The sequence below is a fragment of the Haloprofundus salilacus genome (assembly GCF_020150815.1).
Classification (GTDB): domain Archaea; phylum Halobacteriota; class Halobacteria; order Halobacteriales; family Haloferacaceae; genus Haloprofundus; species Haloprofundus salilacus.
In genome coordinates this window covers 217,044-231,244 of the sequence record NZ_CP083724.1, presented here as the reverse complement: position 1 = coordinate 231,244, position 14,201 = coordinate 217,044, and the positions used below count along the sequence as shown (strand labels likewise).

Sequence of the window (14,201 nt, the reverse complement as noted above, 5' to 3'; positions counted from 1 at the left end):
TAGAGCGATTGGGCACATCCAGAGCCATGTCCAGATCAGGCGTGGTCGTACACAGCAACGAGGTGGTTCGAATCCGTGGGTGACGACTCGCGTCTCACTGTCGACCGACGGACCGTCCTCAGTGCACTCGCCAGTCTCAGTGCAGTTGGTGCGGCCGGCTGTTCGACGCTCGAACGGGGAACCGACACCCAAACAGCCGAGGTCGACGCCGAACCCGCCCGGGAGTTAGCGACGAAATTCGCCCCGACGGTGTACTTCGACGTCAACGAACCGTGGTTTCCGACGGATCCACGCCCCTACACTACCGAACGCGACGGCGAAACCATCGTCGACGGATTCGATGCCCTCGACGGATACCACGAGCAGTACGACGGACAGAGTCCACCGAACCCGACGGTGTTTTACAACGCTGTCGAGTACGAGAATTCCTCACTTACCGTCATCCAGTTTTGGTTCTACTCAGTATTCGACCAGTTCACGACGAATTTTCACTGGCACGACTGGGAAGTGCTGCACGTCTTCGTCGATACCGAAACCGGCGATCCACAGCTGTACGTCGCCAGTTCTCACTCTCGGAAGGTACCGAACAACGAGTTCTTAGACCCAGATCCCGAAGTGATACCGCGAATCCTCTCTGAACTCGGCTCGCATTCGAGTACGCTCTCGGTCAACGACGTCCCGGACCGCTTCCAGCGAGTCACTGTCGAAGACTTGACGGCGGACATCACGAACGCGCCAATCGAGAGTATAGAAGACTTCGCAGACGTTTCGCTCCCACTTGCGTACGGGTTGCCCCGCGACGAAGGGTCACGGTTGCCGTATCTCGTCCCGGAGTACGAGGGGGTGCCGATATACGATCACGAGAGATTGCCCTCCGTCACAACCGATTCGCTGATCCGTTCCGAACTTACGATACGGTCGTACGACGCACTGACGTCGCCGCCGACGGACTTACCGACGCGCGAGACGGGGCTCGTCTTTGGACCCCGTGACCGAGACGCTGACGCAGACATCGAGTACGACCTCGTATCGACCGATGAAATCGAACACATCGCGGACTTCACCGGGCCACAATTGAGCTTCGAGTTCGCCGTGCCCGCAGCGGTAGAAGACGCCATGGCCAATCACATTACGACAACGGGAGCGCCGTGGAATCAACCTCGATACCCGAATCCCGCAGCAGATATCACCGATCCTCGACATCGGGAGGCGTTGGCCGAACGCTACGACGCCATCGGTAAGCCAGCACCAGTTCATACGGTGGCCACTCGCATCACCGAAACAGTCACAGCCGATGACGCACCGGAGAACGAAGGGTTGACGACGACGGAGACGTCGGTCGAATCTGTCGCTCTCTTCGAGAGCGAGCCAGAAACCGTGCCTACGTTCCACGGTATCGCAGTGATACGAGACGTTCCGGCCGGCGAGCACCGACTGACGGTCAACGGTGCTGGCCGAGCACCGTACAGCGAACGAGTGGTGGTATCTGATGACGAAACGGTGACCGCAGCTGGAGTCAACGGTGAGATACCGTTGGTCGCCCGCGAGCGTGCGACGAAACTGGAGGTTCTCGGTGAAGACGCCGATATCGCTCTCTCGACAGTGGCTCTCGAAGACGACTTCGCTGGTCGCCTCTACGAGTCGTCGGTAGACGAAGACGATGCAATCTACGTCCACGTCGGCGGGGCTTACACGACAGAAGTTCGGGACGAAAACGACGCCATAGGCGCGTACCGAGTCAATCCATCTCCCGAAGATACGTCGGGAATTCGCATCGAACGCCCCGAGACGGGCAAAGCACCCCTCTCGGAGTTTGTCGCAGATATCGCCGAGGAGACGCGGGTGGCGATCGCGACGCGTAACAATGACAGTAGCGAGGACGATGATACAGACCGTGGGTCGTCGAACGCGGTCCAAGGGCTAGAGCGCTCGCTCGCAGCCGTCGTTGAAGCCGCAGACCGGGCCGCCGAGCGGGCACGCGCTAAAGAACGAGGAAACACTGACAGACAACTCGAGGTTGTCGTCGAACGGCTTCAGCGGGCGGAAAATCGGCTCGCTGAAGCGAAAGACGATCTATCGAAGCCGCTCTCGAACGCCGCCCAGATCCGACTCAGACAGGCAAATCAGCGCACTGAGCAGGCGCAGAATTCAAAGAAGTTGTAGTCTGTACCTGAATTGGCCTTGTTGAAACCCTCAAGCAGTGATAAGTTTCAGAAGTCGTGCTGAATACAGAGCGCTTATCGGTCACTTACCAATCGTCCCCTGACGGAGAGAGAGAGAGAGAGTCAGAAATCCAGAACACGTACTTACTGTCCAGTGTCTGAGCGGATTGTTCAGGCTAGGTATCGATGGACGGCATATTCGATGACTCCTCCAAGAACGGCAGTCGTGAGCGCATAGACGCGCCAAAAATGTAGAAATCCAGCGGAGTAATCCCCATCACCCGCCATGGCTCATGAATCGTTTGCCAGTGACTATCAAAGTGAATCACGAACCACACGGCAACGCTGAGCGAGGGAACGACCAGTCGCTGTTCGAAGGAACGCCAGCTATCCTCATCTGTGCAAGATGGACCGCTGCCAAGGCATCCGCCCAAAACCATGGATGCCGTTGGAACGGTTCCAGCGAGGAACTGACGTCTTTTCATACAGATTCTGTTCTATGAACACATGTGAAACATTCGCAGGGATATTCGTTTTTGTCTTTCTAAGTACTCGGGTACACCGAGTGGCTGATCTGCATTGTCCTTAGTGAAAAGAATCGACTGGTACTCCGCATCTAAACAAGGCCCTTTCTTGTAAATATTCCCACAAAACAATATCTCTGAAGTGGTAGCGCTGGAGTCGCGAAGAAATATTACCCAGAATAACAACAGTCGCCGTGAGTAGACAATGCAAAAACCTATTCTCCTCGTTGTGGCCCTCTCTCTTGGTTGTCGGCGCTGAGGAAGGGGTGCCTCTGTTTAGTGGGAACAGGCCCGGTGTCTCGGTGTCGACAGCCGCGCCACGTACGAGGGTTTTTGCCCCACCATCCCCCTCGTGTTGAGAGGCACTGGATGGCGTTAACGGCTGATGTTCACATCTGAATATTGTTACAAGAGGTTTATCGAAGAGTGTCGTAGAGGGGGATGCGCGGTTCCGAGGTTGACGCACGTATCTACAGCAGATGTCCTCACAGTTGGAACCGAGCCTGGAGAGAACATTATCAAACTCAAACCGACGTGGTCGAGTGAGCCGGCTGGTTATACCCTCTCGTATGGTCTCTCTGAGAGAACTCGAAACACGCACGAGTTGACCGCAGAAGATGACGAGACTAACGGTGAGAAGTGTATGTTCGTTCGAATCGATATTCCTCCAACAGGTGGCGTACCGGGTCTCTTTCTCACCCCTGCAAGTGAACATCCATGGAACCCACCCTGTCCGTAGTCTCCTGCGACATACGTGCCCTCTATTTAGCAAGGTTTCTGGAACTAATCACCGCGTGAGGGTTTCAGCAAGGTCTTCAGTTGCAATTAGACCGGGCCTGTATGTACAACAGGGTCGTTGTGATGGCCTTTGCCACCACGAATGTAAGTCCGAACCAAATCCCATACGAAATATTATAACCCAGGAGTAGCCAGAATCCCCCGAATATCACTAGTAGTAGGATCGCCCGGTACCAGAACGTCTCTGCTAATTCTGTCAGTAACTCGTTTTTGGTGTGAAGTGGAGTGGCAGCACCTACTGACAAACCAAAAATAATGGTTAAGAGCAAGCCCCCAAGTGAGGGGCTCTGTTCGACTGTGTGACCTCTGAGAACAGCGTTCACCAACAGCAGGAAGAACAACAGAATATGCAGAACATTTCCGCCGAGGGCTTTAACGAACACTCGCGTGTCGCCCATATCAGCCTCATCGTTGGAAACCCGGCTAAACCACCAATCCGAGATCTGTCCCATATCGTGCTTTAATTGCCTTTCTCTTTAAATTTGTCTACTGGAAATATAGTTTACCATTTCTTTTGATTCGCACTTTTCCACGTCCCAAAACGCCTAATTTCGATTGCTCCATACGGGACCGAAGAGATGAGTGAGTTAGCTTATCGTTTATCAGAAAGTACTTCGTGATAAAAGGTCTCGATATAACATGTACTCGCGGCGAAAAGCTTTCCAGCTCGTCGGTGCGACAGTAACCCTCGGTGGATTCTTCGGCTGTCTCGGTGTTTTTCAAGATGGCGGTGTCTCGGATAAAGATGTCAAAGAACGTGCTCTTTCTGCGGAGGAAAGGTACGTCACCACTCAACTCAAGAATGCATCCTGCGTCAATGACTGGGGGTTGAATTCATACATTGGCTTCGAGAAGGAGGCACAGGTCACCAATCGGAGTACGGATGGGGTCGACGTAGAAGTTTCACAGCCTTATTGGTACTCAACGGATGAGGATGACGCCGATACTGGCTCTAAGGCCACCTATTTCGTTACCGTTGAGGACATACAACGCACCAGTGGTGATAAAGTATCCCCGTGTTAAAGATGCATAACTATCAGTCAGGTGGTTCTGCTCGGAACTGTTGACAAACACCGTACTTTCTCTCTGATCTTCTGGTACTCGCCACCTCTAAAAAAGGCTACGTTTTCTCATACTTTTCAGCTCGAAGGGTCTTTAGTACGTCTTTGGCCGCAAAGACACACTGAATCATTCACTGCAATACCTAGCAGAGAGACGGTCTGTTCTTAAAAAGTAAACTCCCGGTCTAGGTGTCTCTGTCAGTTAATGACTGGATTGAATGGCCTGAGATGCTTTGTGGATCTTACGTTTTATCGGAGGGGCGATACTTTATCATAGGCCGTGACGGAATATCGGTATTGTGACTCGGGTGACGATTCTCCACGAACTTCCCCGTCCTCAAGAGGACGTAGTTCCTATGGTGAGAGATGATTTCGATTCTGATGTGCCGGATGAGTATTGCTTTGGGCCTGATGAACTCACCTATGAGATCGAAAGTGGGTACTGGACGTTTCGTACGCATCAACACCCGTCTGAGCAATCTCGGTCTGAAACGACTTATAGAGTTCGTGTGCCTCGCCATAGAGTTTACCGCGTGGTACGTGAAATTCCATATCCGAAGTGGAATTCGGACGATGAGTCTATGGCTGATGGAACTCAGGCCCAGCAACTTGTCTATGACGACGGCCCCGGAGAGCCTCTTGCTGTAGTTGATAGTACTGAAGATGAACTCCTCGAACCAATTCGGTTTAATGAAGACACCCAACATTGGCACTACAGCTTGCACGATGTTTCCTACCTCGAAGACGGACACACCTTTGTGTACTCCATTCAGATTCCACGAGAACGTGTCTACTATGCCCTTGAGGAAACTGAATAGGAAATGCTCTGCTGGTCTTTTCTTTAGGTTTCGCTCCCTACACTGTCTTTCGGCGGCAAGACATCCTGCTTCGTGATGAATATTCAGAGTAGCGATACCATTACAATTGTCTACTGATCGAATTAAGAACCAATGACCAATCGTTCGAGTGTATTGACCACGTCGCCCGGGTGGTCAGTAACTCGGGTTTTTCGACTGAAAATTCTGGTCACACTCTTTGTGCTCGTTACTGCGGGTGCGTTTGCATCCGTTGTCGGTGGCATTCTCATAATCAATGTCTTAGCACTCGTGATCACAGGCGCCGCAGCCGATAAGCTCGGGTACACCCTCCCACCAGATGTCTCATGGCCAACGCAGTTGCTCCCACAGGAAATCCTCGTTGGACTCATCGCAATTACAGCACTCGGGTTGTTCATGCAACTCCTCGACGGGGAACGCGAGGCACCCACACATGCTATTGAGTCGATTGGAGGAGTCGCTGTAGCAAATGAAGAGTACCCAGAAATCCGCGGTCTCGTCAAAAAGGTCTGCCAGCAAGCAACCACACCTGAACCGAGTCTCTACATCGTACCGACTGATACACCGCTCTCGTTAGTGACGGGGTATTCAGCTGAATCTGCTCGGTTAGCACTCAGTGAAGGTCTCATCTCACTGCTTGATGAAGACGAGTTAGAAGCAGTCATCGCACACGAGATCGCTCATGTGCGAAATCACGATATGGCCGTTATGACGGCTGCATCACTCCCGATTGGAGCAACCGATAGAATACTCAAACTGCTCTCTGGTGAAAACCCTGGTGTCGAACATGGACAGGCTAGTCGTGCCGATGTTACTGACTTGTGTATCGCTGCTGGACTCGTAGCGATAATTCCGGTGTGGGCGCTCGCACACATCCTCACAGCGTCGCTTTCGCGCTCACGTGAATACGCTGCTGACCAAGGGGCAGTAGCACTCACTGGGAAGCCTGCCAGCCTCGCAAGCGCCCTCACCGCCATCGACCAGGAACTAAACGAAATGCCAGCGACAGATCTCAGACAATCGGAAATTGCAGCAGCGGCAATCCTTGAGTCAGAAACGAATACGCTCGGGGTTCGACGATATCTCCCAGCACCGCTCAAGAAGTTACTCAATACGCACCCGGATTCGAAACGTCGCCTGACTCAACTGCGTGAACTTGAACGCAAACAAGAAACCTAACATCGGAACTCTTGGAAATACCACTCCGCCACCCATCACCCACCCCACACTCACCACACACATGATCGATCGACAGAGCGATCGAGGTCATGTGGCGTGGGACCTGGAGACGACAGAATTTGCGCGTTTGGAGGCGAATGACTCGATGTACGAGGCTTGAGAGGGCGTGGCCGAATTGATGGCTATTCTTCAATTTCGAGCTGCGGATTCCAGACTACTTCCCACAAGTGGTCGTCTGGATCGAGGAAGTGACCCGAATATCCGCCCCATTCACGGTCACGTGGGGGGTCGGTGATTTCTGCGCCTGCTTCGTCCGCTGTCTTCAGTACGGCATCAACTGCTTCTTTCGACGCGACGTTGTGGCCGAGGGTAAACTCTATAGAACTTAGCCCTTCGTCCTCAACGTTCGCGTCTTCCGCGATTTGCTGTTTCGGGTAAAGTGCAAGCTGTAAGCCATTATTCAATGGGAAGAAAGCAACAGCTCCACCTTCAAATTCAGTGCCGACTATACCCTCCGTCGGCCAACCTAAACCTTGGTGATAAAACTCAAGTGACGTTTCGAGGTCACTTACTCCCAACGTGATGACGGTGATTTGTGGTTCCATAAGTAGACTCACCTGTTCTGGACTGACGGTTTCCAGCGTTGTAGAGGTGTCCTCAGTGCAGACGCAAGCGAGCTCACAATCGTTGACTACTCACCAGGCGACGAAGGTCACCACCCACCGATTCCACTTTCGTTTCTGATGGAATCTGGTGGTACTTCACTGGCTCGATGGGGCTACCTCAAAACCGTTCTTGCTACTACCAAAGTGGAGCTCAAGCCATTCGGGGAACCTCGCCAGATGCTCGAAAACATGGAAGACCAGTCGAATGAATAGGATTCGTCAAAATCGTCTCTGAATAGATTCGTTCGGAGTAGAGTAGCTCCTGGAGAGAATTGTGGGATCGGAGACGACAGTCTTCATTGAGCTCTCTTGAAATCCTCAATCGGAGATAGGTTTCAGGAGCCGTGCTGAATAGAAGGCGCGAATTTCTCAGTTCAGTTCCTTCTGACGGGCATGCTCGACCAATTCCTCAAGCACGGGAGGGAGCGAAAATCGAATCGTGCCCTGCCGATGGTCGCACTCACAATTTCTCGTCTCGGTTGCTCGTTGAGGAAGGGACCTTAGCGCCTCAATTTAGGTAAACAGTCACTCTGTGCATTGTCCGGAAGGAGTTGTTCATTCGCTATTGGGAACAACCCTTGAGGTGTAGGGTATTTGCTTAAGAAATAGCCTGCCAAACTTGCAGTCGATCAAAACAGGTTGTGCGATGACCCCGAGAGATAAAACTACGGCGGACGATGGCTCTGGCAAAAGACACAGCAGTCACCCCAGTATCGACCAATATACTATTGAACCAAATAAGTCCCTCTCGTACAACGTAATCAGTGCTGTGGCTACTACAACTGGGATACCTCCGGAGCAGATGGAACCGCTCTACAACGCGATCGACCCGGATGCTCTCGATCAATTATTCGGAATGCCATCTGAAACCTTTCGGTGCTCCCAGGAAATCGCTATCTCATTTCAGTATGAAGGCTACCTCGTCACTGTCCAAAACGGTCGGCAGATAACCGTCTCACCACGAGTAGATACTAATCCCTAATAAATTAAATATTTGGTACATATCCAGTTAATCTTCACAAGGCTCACTGAAAAGGACGGTGAGTAGCTTGCGTTCGGCGGTGTGAATATGTTCTGAAAACGTTGCTGACGTGATTCCAAGATCTTCGGCAACGTCCTTCCCGGTGGCTTCACGCGGCCAATCATAGTACCCCGCATTATAGGCCGCTTGAAGAACTTCACGCTGCCTGTCGGTCAGTTTGGAGTGAAGCACCTGTTGGAATGCTGATCGTGTGAAGATCGGCGAGAATGAATCTCGCTCTCGTTTCGAAACAAGTTTGGCGTCGGGATTCTCATCGAGAAATCGTTCGATAATCGCAGACGATTCATGGGAGTGAGAGATTTCAGCCACGATGCGGCCTTCTCCGTCGACAGCGATGACTTCTCGTGGAAGCGCACCGAGTTCCGCGAGTGTGTATGCTGGGCAGTCCCCAGAGGCGACGAATTCAAAGAGTCCCCCATCTTCGTATTCCCGCAGGAGGGATACTTCTAAAGTATCGTAGGACGCAGTGAGGTCCAAGATCTGTTCCGGTCTTGTACCGGACATATTGAAGAATTCAGCGTATTGGCCGCCCGTTCGAGGTACCATTTTGGCGAGTTCGACCGTGCATGTGCCATCCTGTGTCGCAGCCACGAATGGATATGTCGAGTCAGTCATTGAGAATTCGACTTCGATTACAGGACCGGTCGATTCCCTTCTCTTGCGGTCTTGGATAGTCATTGGGAATCCGTGGTTGCCCTCAGATTTGACTCTTCCGCCCAATTATAACTGCGCTAAGTCGATACTCGACACATCCTCCACCAGAACAACATCGCCCGTGCGGTCATCATAATCGATCACTCCGGCATCCATCAAGACCGGGATATGGATGTGATGCAGGCGAATCTCGGCTTTGTATTGCGACAGATTTTCGTTTGCGATTGCTTCGGCGAGATGCGACCGAGTTGTCAGCCCCCCCTCGTCAACGATTGTCTCCAAAATCACACGACGAACAGCCTGTCGCGTGTTGGGGTGTTTCTGTTTTACCTCCATGACATTCACTCTTGGTTATAACCACAGTATAGGGCGAATATAGGCGTAATGCCTACGCAATTAGTGTGATATTTTTTAACACGACCGGCGCGGGGTCTGTGGATACGAGAGTCCGCACAGAACGCCGCGCGTCGAGAGAGTGATGTAAGGGTGAAAAGTAGTCGTCGCGTAGGCGTCAGAATCAGAATCAGGGGCTATCGCCACGTCACGCACTTCGAGTCGCCCCGGTGGCGAGTCGGCAGTTGAACTCCTGTCTGCACGCTGTGTGCCCGCAGAACCGCCCTCAGTCGACAGTTTTCGAGGCGTGGGATTTGCCCAGCCGCAGTGGTCGCAGTTCATTGCCGTTCGGCTTGTTCGTCCCAACGCTTCTTATCCAACCACTTCGAGAGTTCGTCCCGTTCGGCCGTCTCGCCTTCGAGCGCCTCGTACTCGGCTTCCGCACGGTCGAGAAGCGTCTGTTCAACGTCGGGGTCCGTTGACCCACCGACGTAGTCTGCCCACAACGGGAACTCGGCGTCGACGGTGCGATCTATCGCCCGGAGAATGCGTTGATGCTCAATATCTGAGCGTCCGAGCTCTTCGAGTACGAGCAGCGAGAGGTCACGGGCGTCCGCGAGAACACGTTGGGTATCGTCGGTCGTGACTCGTCCGTCGTCGCCTCTCTCGGTGTGGTCGACAATCGCGTTGGCGAGCGAACGGATCGCTTCACGTTCGGGTTGGTCTATCGGGTCGTCTGTTTCGTATGTGGTCATGCGAAGAGTTCTCCAAAGGTTGTTTTCTCTGCGGATTCTGCGCGGAGTCGTTTCAGTTCGTGTCGTGTCTCGGCGTCGTCAAAGTCGATGTTCGCGAGTTCGTCCAAGAGCATACTCGCAACTGTCGCTCAATGTGGCTTAAACGTACGCGTCGGGCGTACAGCCAGTGTAGGCGAAGTGTTGGGCAGTATTTCCAGCAGTACTGATTCTATACTGGTGACACTATCGTCATATTACGCACGCCAACTCTCACAGGAGCCCAAGAGCGTTATCGAACGCGAGGTCAAAGATGATCGCTGGTATCCAGAACGCCCAGGTGAACGCGAACGTTATCGCGAAGAATACTCACGGGTTCGACAATTCAATAGTAGTATTGCCAATTGTGCGCCCTGATGTTTCTTCCATTTTAAACGAATGAGCCGGAAGGCACTTAAGATGGGTGAGATTCGTGTTAGCTCTGTGTTTTGAGTAAGTGAGTAACTACCACGATGAACACGGGCATCTACCTACTGGCAGGTTCGCCTAGGCAGGACGAGACGCTTCTAATAGGGTTGACGATAGAGAAGTTACAGGTATCGTGTTCTATGAACGGCGACGACCGTGAGTCCATACGGATTCGAAAGTACCCCGGAGGAGAACGTGCCGGCGAATGGCTGGAGGTGGATGCAGAGTGGTACGTGCATGTGAAGGAAACAGAGGAAGCAGTGGAGCGAGTCCGCCAGCAGTATGGCGACTCGCCGAGGGTTCTCTCCATCGGAATCGGCAGAAGTCACACAGACCCGCCAATCGACGATACAAAACGAATGGCGATTGCTATCTCTGTGAGCGAAACAGGCGACGAGCCAATTCCTGAGTTCCCTGACCGATTTGAGAACATCGAAATCCAAGTTTCCAGAGAAGACTTAGACGATGGTGAACCGTTGTAAAACACCGACTGAAATTCGACTGCAGACTCATCCACTCAACCCCAACCCAAGTATCTAACTCTGCGGTTGACAGTAGAACGACCGAATTTCATCTTCCTCGACGTTGATGAACTGCGTTCCTTCGTCCATCGTCCATAGTCGGACGAAATTGTAGACGTCTTGCATCGAGGATGCCGTATTCGCGACGAGAGCGATCTTCGCGTAATAGGCGGCAAAAACAGGGAATATCGGAAGCAGTCCGAGAAGAGCAATCGCGTTAATTACAAGGAGAGGAGCAATGAGCATCACAAGATTATGCTTGCGCGAGATATGCTCATTCAGAACGATGATGTACGGAGACGGCTCCTTGATACCGTAGAATGAGTCAATAAGCCTGACACCTGCCGTAGGATTGTATCCTTGCCTCAGAGCGGCGACGTAGTGGATTGCTTCGTGAACGACAATCATCCCTACGAGGAATAGCAGTTCGTCAAGAGACACCATGACGAAGCCTGTGGGGCCGTTGCCTACGGTTACGAAGAACCAACCAACTACTCCAGGAAAGAAGAATTCACCGAGGCCGACAACGAGTAAGAGTACGAGTCCTACTATCCATTTCTCGGGCACATCGTACTCCAAGTAGTCGCCATATCCATCCGGGGATTCGCCAAGCGGGTTCATTCAGAAATTCTGAAGTTATCTGCTCTATTGAGTGTACCGCCGTACACCTATATGAGAAAAATAGCTTGCTCGAGAGAAAACTGGCTAAAGGTATACACCATCCGACGACGAAGCCTCGTGAACCGAAAATACATGAGCTTCGGTCAATCGAGCGATATCCCTGGGCTCGATACCTGCTCGGATGACGCCACTACGAGGAAACGACTCTCCCCTCTGTTCGCTCACTCAGATGACATTTTCCTCGCCGTGAACGGCAAGGTTTCCTCGCGCTGAGGGTGTCGCTTACCGACCCACAGAGGCAACTTGCGGGTTCGTATGTTCCTCGTTGGGAGCTGAGTGTGGTGACTCTGACCAGTTATGGTCGCCCCACTTGAGGCATACAGGCTGTGCCATCAACCGTGTTACCGTCGTCTGCCGTTGACGAGACACGGAGTGTCTCGTTCGCCAATTAGAACTCGCAGAGGTCTGATGACGTCTCAAGAACGATTCCGATGCCACGAGGTCTGCGTGACCCTCGAACCCATACGAACACGTCAGCGTGTCTTGGTGGCGAACCGTGTCTGTGGTTGATCCGCAGTTCGGACACGTCTGAGAAGTCCACGCTTCTGAGCGAACGGCAAAAGCTGTGAGCGAGTAGGGTGGGGTAGTTCACCAGACAAATATCTGCCCGTGATCCGGTTTGAACGTGAAATTCACTGCGGAACTTGCCAAGAACTATATTTCAGACCAAGAAAGTGACCCGGTAAGTGACAGGATGGCCTCGGTCTCACCATGATCCGATCTCGCATTCACAGACACCGCATTCCAGCCTTCCTCATCGTCGTGTTCGGCTGGACGTGGGCATGGGACGCGATCTACTATGCTTTCGGTTTATGGAACACTTTGCCGGTCTACATCAACACGTTCCCGCGACAGTGGGGCCTCCCGATTGGGGCGGTACTCGTCGTCTGGGCGAGTGACGTCCCGCTTCGGGACTGGCTCGGCCGAGTACTCCAGTGGCGGTTCCCTCCATGGGTGTACCTCGCTGCGGTGTCCCTCCCAGTGGTCGTCGGGGAGGTCCAACCAGCGCTCGCCGCGCTTGGCGGCGGATCGGTGCGCTACTCACCGCCAGCCCCACTACACCTACTATTCGGATTCTTCCTGCTCAACGTCTTTCTCTTTGGTGGCGTCGAGGAGTTCGGGTGGCGCGGAGTCCTCCAACCGTGGTTCCAGGAGCGGCTGTCGGTCCTGACAGCGAGTCTCGCAGTCGGAGTACTGTGGTGGGCGTGGCACCTCCCCCTGTTTCTCGGACATCCAAACTTCACCCCCGACCCGCTGTTCCTCGTTGAGTACACGATGTTCGTCCTCGGCGCATCTACCGTCCTTGGTGCGCTCGTCAACGTCACGGACGGCGGAGTGATCCCAGCCGTGTTCATGCACGCCGCAATCAACGTCGGAAGCGTTCTGGATGGCTCTGGTGGCATGCTGGAGGAGACACTGCCGATCGCGCTCGTCGTCGGATCTGGAGCGTGGTGGTTTATTGCCGCCGTTCTGGTGGGGCTGTACGGGCGCTCGATGACACCTGGGTTCACGATCGAGCCGCTGTCATAGCGCTCATCGGTCCAGCAGCGCGCGGTTAGAGTATGTTCACATGACCGATATGCACGTTCACTGAATGGTTAATTTCGATAACACTGTTTGGGTCGAAGTCGTCCCACTCATCCTCTCAGATACGATGGATGTGCGGGAGGAGTTCAGACCCGCCAGTAGGTCCCCAGTGCTGTCAGAATTCTCGATTGGTTGGTGCCGAAAGCAGATCTTTGCTCGCGGTATCAAAGACTTCTATCATAGCATCTGGCGGTGAGGCATCGATGACGACGGTTCAGAATCATTCGCTTCTTGGAATCTTCGCAAAAGAATCGACTAAATCGCCAGGTTCTGGCGTTTTACGCGTTTGTTGCGATAGGTTCGAAAGGGGAAGTCAGATTCCGCGTGAGTACCTGCCGCCCGACTTGGGTGTCGTGTGGCTGCTTCATCGAACAGTGGATATCCAATACAGTACTGGTTTCACAGTCTACCAACGCTGTCGTCTTGACCGACCTGAAGGTATAATCTGTCCGATTCGTATAGTGACGGCTGGCCGAATGGCGGTCGAAGCCAGTTGCATCGAGAGCCTGCACGTCTCCGGTATCGTGAAGATCAGCGGAGAGCCGCAGGAGAGTTCGCCAGACCGCCATCTTGAGCTGTTGCTTCCGTGCGCAAACTGTCGTGAAGTCCGGCAACTCGCTCGGTTCAAGATCCAGTTTCTTGACGACCCCATGCATCTCGTGAAGAACATCGAGGAGCCGTCGATAGGGAAGGTCAAGATATTCGCGGAGACCGTGGATCACAACGATCACCCAGTCAGCGTAGCCGCCGTCACCCTTCTTGACCGCTGGTGAAGAATCGCCAGAGACAGCGCGTTTCGCTAATATTACAAGGCGATCTGTGAAGCGCGAGAGACGAGAGGGCACACTACTTGGGTCTGACTCAGAGGTCAGTTAGTTCACCGGAGTGAGTCGTTCTCTACAGCGTCTAAACAAGGCCCAATTCCTGATCCCCCCACTACGCCAGAGTCCCCATCAGTC

The 14,201-nt window shown here is 53.1% G+C and carries 13 protein-coding genes and 2 pseudogenes; 7 read left to right on the top strand and 8 right to left on the bottom strand.

Annotation, left to right across the window (positions count from 1 at the left end; translation table 11 throughout):
* The first annotated feature begins 75 nt into the window (after positions 1-75).
* Entirely contained in the window at positions 76-2,163 is a 2,088-nt protein-coding gene (locus tag LAQ58_RS17810; RefSeq protein WP_224450600.1) for a hypothetical protein, read from the top strand.
* 1,338 nt (positions 2,164-3,501) lie between these two features.
* On the opposite strand, the gene LAQ58_RS17805 is transcribed toward LAQ58_RS17810, so the two are convergent.
* A complete protein-coding gene (locus LAQ58_RS17805) occupies positions 3,502-3,936 on the bottom strand; it encodes a DUF8100 family protein (RefSeq protein WP_224450599.1) in 435 nt (144 codons plus the stop codon).
* Positions 3,937-4,123: 187 nt separating this feature from the next.
* Between LAQ58_RS17805 and LAQ58_RS17800 the strand changes: the two genes are divergently transcribed.
* The 3 genes from LAQ58_RS17800 (at position 4,124) to LAQ58_RS17790 (ending at position 6,560) form a co-directional block, all read left to right on the top strand.
* Positions 4,124-4,507 carry a hypothetical protein gene (locus tag LAQ58_RS17800; protein WP_224450598.1) on the top strand — a complete coding sequence of 128 codons (384 nt, stop codon included), beginning with the start codon at positions 4,124-4,126 and terminating at the stop codon, positions 4,505-4,507.
* Between the two features lie 619 nt (positions 4,508-5,126).
* A complete protein-coding gene (locus LAQ58_RS17795; protein ID WP_224450597.1) occupies positions 5,127-5,363 on the top strand; it encodes a hypothetical protein in 237 nt (78 codons plus the stop codon).
* 219 nt (positions 5,364-5,582) lie between these two features.
* Positions 5,583-6,560 (top strand): M48 family metalloprotease, encoded by a 978-nt coding sequence (locus LAQ58_RS17790; RefSeq protein ID WP_224450596.1) that lies wholly within the window; start codon positions 5,583-5,585, stop codon positions 6,558-6,560.
* Positions 6,561-6,742: 182 nt separating this feature from the next.
* On the opposite strand, the gene LAQ58_RS17785 is transcribed toward LAQ58_RS17790, so the two are convergent.
* Entirely contained in the window at positions 6,743-7,165 is a 423-nt protein-coding gene (locus LAQ58_RS17785; RefSeq protein WP_224450595.1) for a VOC family protein, read from the bottom strand.
* A 706-nt stretch (positions 7,166-7,871) separates the two neighbouring features.
* Here LAQ58_RS17785 and LAQ58_RS19200 point away from each other — a divergent pair.
* Positions 7,872-8,207, top strand: coding sequence for a HalOD1 output domain-containing protein (locus LAQ58_RS19200; protein WP_224450594.1), 336 nt, complete (start codon positions 7,872-7,874; stop codon positions 8,205-8,207).
* A gap of 27 nt (positions 8,208-8,234) precedes the next feature.
* Here the strand turns inward: LAQ58_RS19200 and LAQ58_RS17775 are convergent, their stop codons facing one another.
* The 3 genes from LAQ58_RS17775 to LAQ58_RS17765 all read right to left on the bottom strand — a co-directional run bounded on the left by LAQ58_RS17775 (position 8,235) and on the right by LAQ58_RS17765 (position 10,009).
* The gene (locus tag LAQ58_RS17775) at positions 8,235-8,945 is read right to left on the bottom strand and encodes a helix-turn-helix domain-containing protein (protein WP_224450593.1); all 711 of its coding nucleotides are present in this window, start codon (positions 8,943-8,945) and stop codon (positions 8,235-8,237) included.
* 42 nt (positions 8,946-8,987) lie between these two features.
* A complete protein-coding gene (locus LAQ58_RS17770; RefSeq protein ID WP_224450592.1) occupies positions 8,988-9,257 on the bottom strand; it encodes a DUF7344 domain-containing protein in 270 nt (89 codons plus the stop codon).
* A gap of 335 nt (positions 9,258-9,592) precedes the next feature.
* Positions 9,593-10,009 (bottom strand): hypothetical protein, encoded by a 417-nt coding sequence (locus LAQ58_RS17765; RefSeq protein WP_224450591.1) that lies wholly within the window; start codon positions 10,007-10,009, stop codon positions 9,593-9,595.
* 488 nt (positions 10,010-10,497) lie between these two features.
* On the opposite strand from LAQ58_RS17765, the gene LAQ58_RS17760 reads away from it, so the two are divergent.
* A complete protein-coding gene (locus LAQ58_RS17760) occupies positions 10,498-10,935 on the top strand; it encodes a hypothetical protein (RefSeq protein ID WP_224450590.1) in 438 nt (145 codons plus the stop codon).
* A 54-nt stretch (positions 10,936-10,989) separates the two neighbouring features.
* Here the strand turns inward: LAQ58_RS17760 and LAQ58_RS17755 are convergent, their stop codons facing one another.
* Positions 10,990-11,595, bottom strand: coding sequence for a DUF3267 domain-containing protein (locus LAQ58_RS17755; RefSeq protein WP_224450589.1), 606 nt, complete (start codon positions 11,593-11,595; stop codon positions 10,990-10,992).
* Between the two features lie 282 nt (positions 11,596-11,877).
* Positions 11,878-12,210, bottom strand: a pseudogene (locus LAQ58_RS17750) (zinc ribbon domain-containing protein); the annotation flags it as partial.
* Positions 12,211-12,366: 156 nt separating this feature from the next.
* Here LAQ58_RS17750 and LAQ58_RS17745 point away from each other — a divergent pair.
* Positions 12,367-13,185: a CPBP family intramembrane glutamic endopeptidase gene (locus tag LAQ58_RS17745; protein ID WP_224450588.1), complete on the top strand. Its 819-nt coding sequence runs from the start codon at positions 12,367-12,369 to the stop codon at positions 13,183-13,185.
* A gap of 371 nt (positions 13,186-13,556) precedes the next feature.
* Here LAQ58_RS17745 and LAQ58_RS17740 read toward each other — a convergent pair.
* A pseudogene (locus tag LAQ58_RS17740) lies at positions 13,557-14,087 on the bottom strand (transposase); the annotation flags it as partial.
* Positions 14,088-14,201: the final 114 nt, after the last annotated feature.

Coding starts and splice junctions, on each gene's coding strand:
- LAQ58_RS17805 (WP_224450599.1), bottom strand. CDS start 3,936: ATGGGACAGATCTCGGATTGGTGGTTTAGCCGGGTTTCCAACGATGAG.
- LAQ58_RS17800 (WP_224450598.1), top strand. CDS start 4,124: ATGTACTCGCGGCGAAAAGCTTTCCAGCTCGTCGGTGCGACAGTAACC.
- LAQ58_RS17795 (WP_224450597.1), top strand. CDS start 5,127: ATGGCTGATGGAACTCAGGCCCAGCAACTTGTCTATGACGACGGCCCC.
- LAQ58_RS17785 (WP_224450595.1), bottom strand. CDS start 7,165: ATGGAACCACAAATCACCGTCATCACGTTGGGAGTAAGTGACCTCGAA.
- LAQ58_RS19200 (WP_224450594.1), top strand. CDS start 7,872: ATGACCCCGAGAGATAAAACTACGGCGGACGATGGCTCTGGCAAAAGA.
- LAQ58_RS17775 (WP_224450593.1), bottom strand. CDS start 8,945: ATGACTATCCAAGACCGCAAGAGAAGGGAATCGACCGGTCCTGTAATC.
- LAQ58_RS17770 (WP_224450592.1), bottom strand. CDS start 9,257: ATGGAGGTAAAACAGAAACACCCCAACACGCGACAGGCTGTTCGTCGT.
- LAQ58_RS17765 (WP_224450591.1), bottom strand. CDS start 10,009: ATGACCACATACGAAACAGACGACCCGATAGACCAACCCGAACGTGAA.
- LAQ58_RS17760 (WP_224450590.1), top strand. CDS start 10,498: ATGAACACGGGCATCTACCTACTGGCAGGTTCGCCTAGGCAGGACGAG.
- LAQ58_RS17755 (WP_224450589.1), bottom strand. CDS start 11,595: ATGAACCCGCTTGGCGAATCCCCGGATGGATATGGCGACTACTTGGAG.
- LAQ58_RS17745 (WP_224450588.1), top strand. CDS start 12,367: ATGATCCGATCTCGCATTCACAGACACCGCATTCCAGCCTTCCTCATC.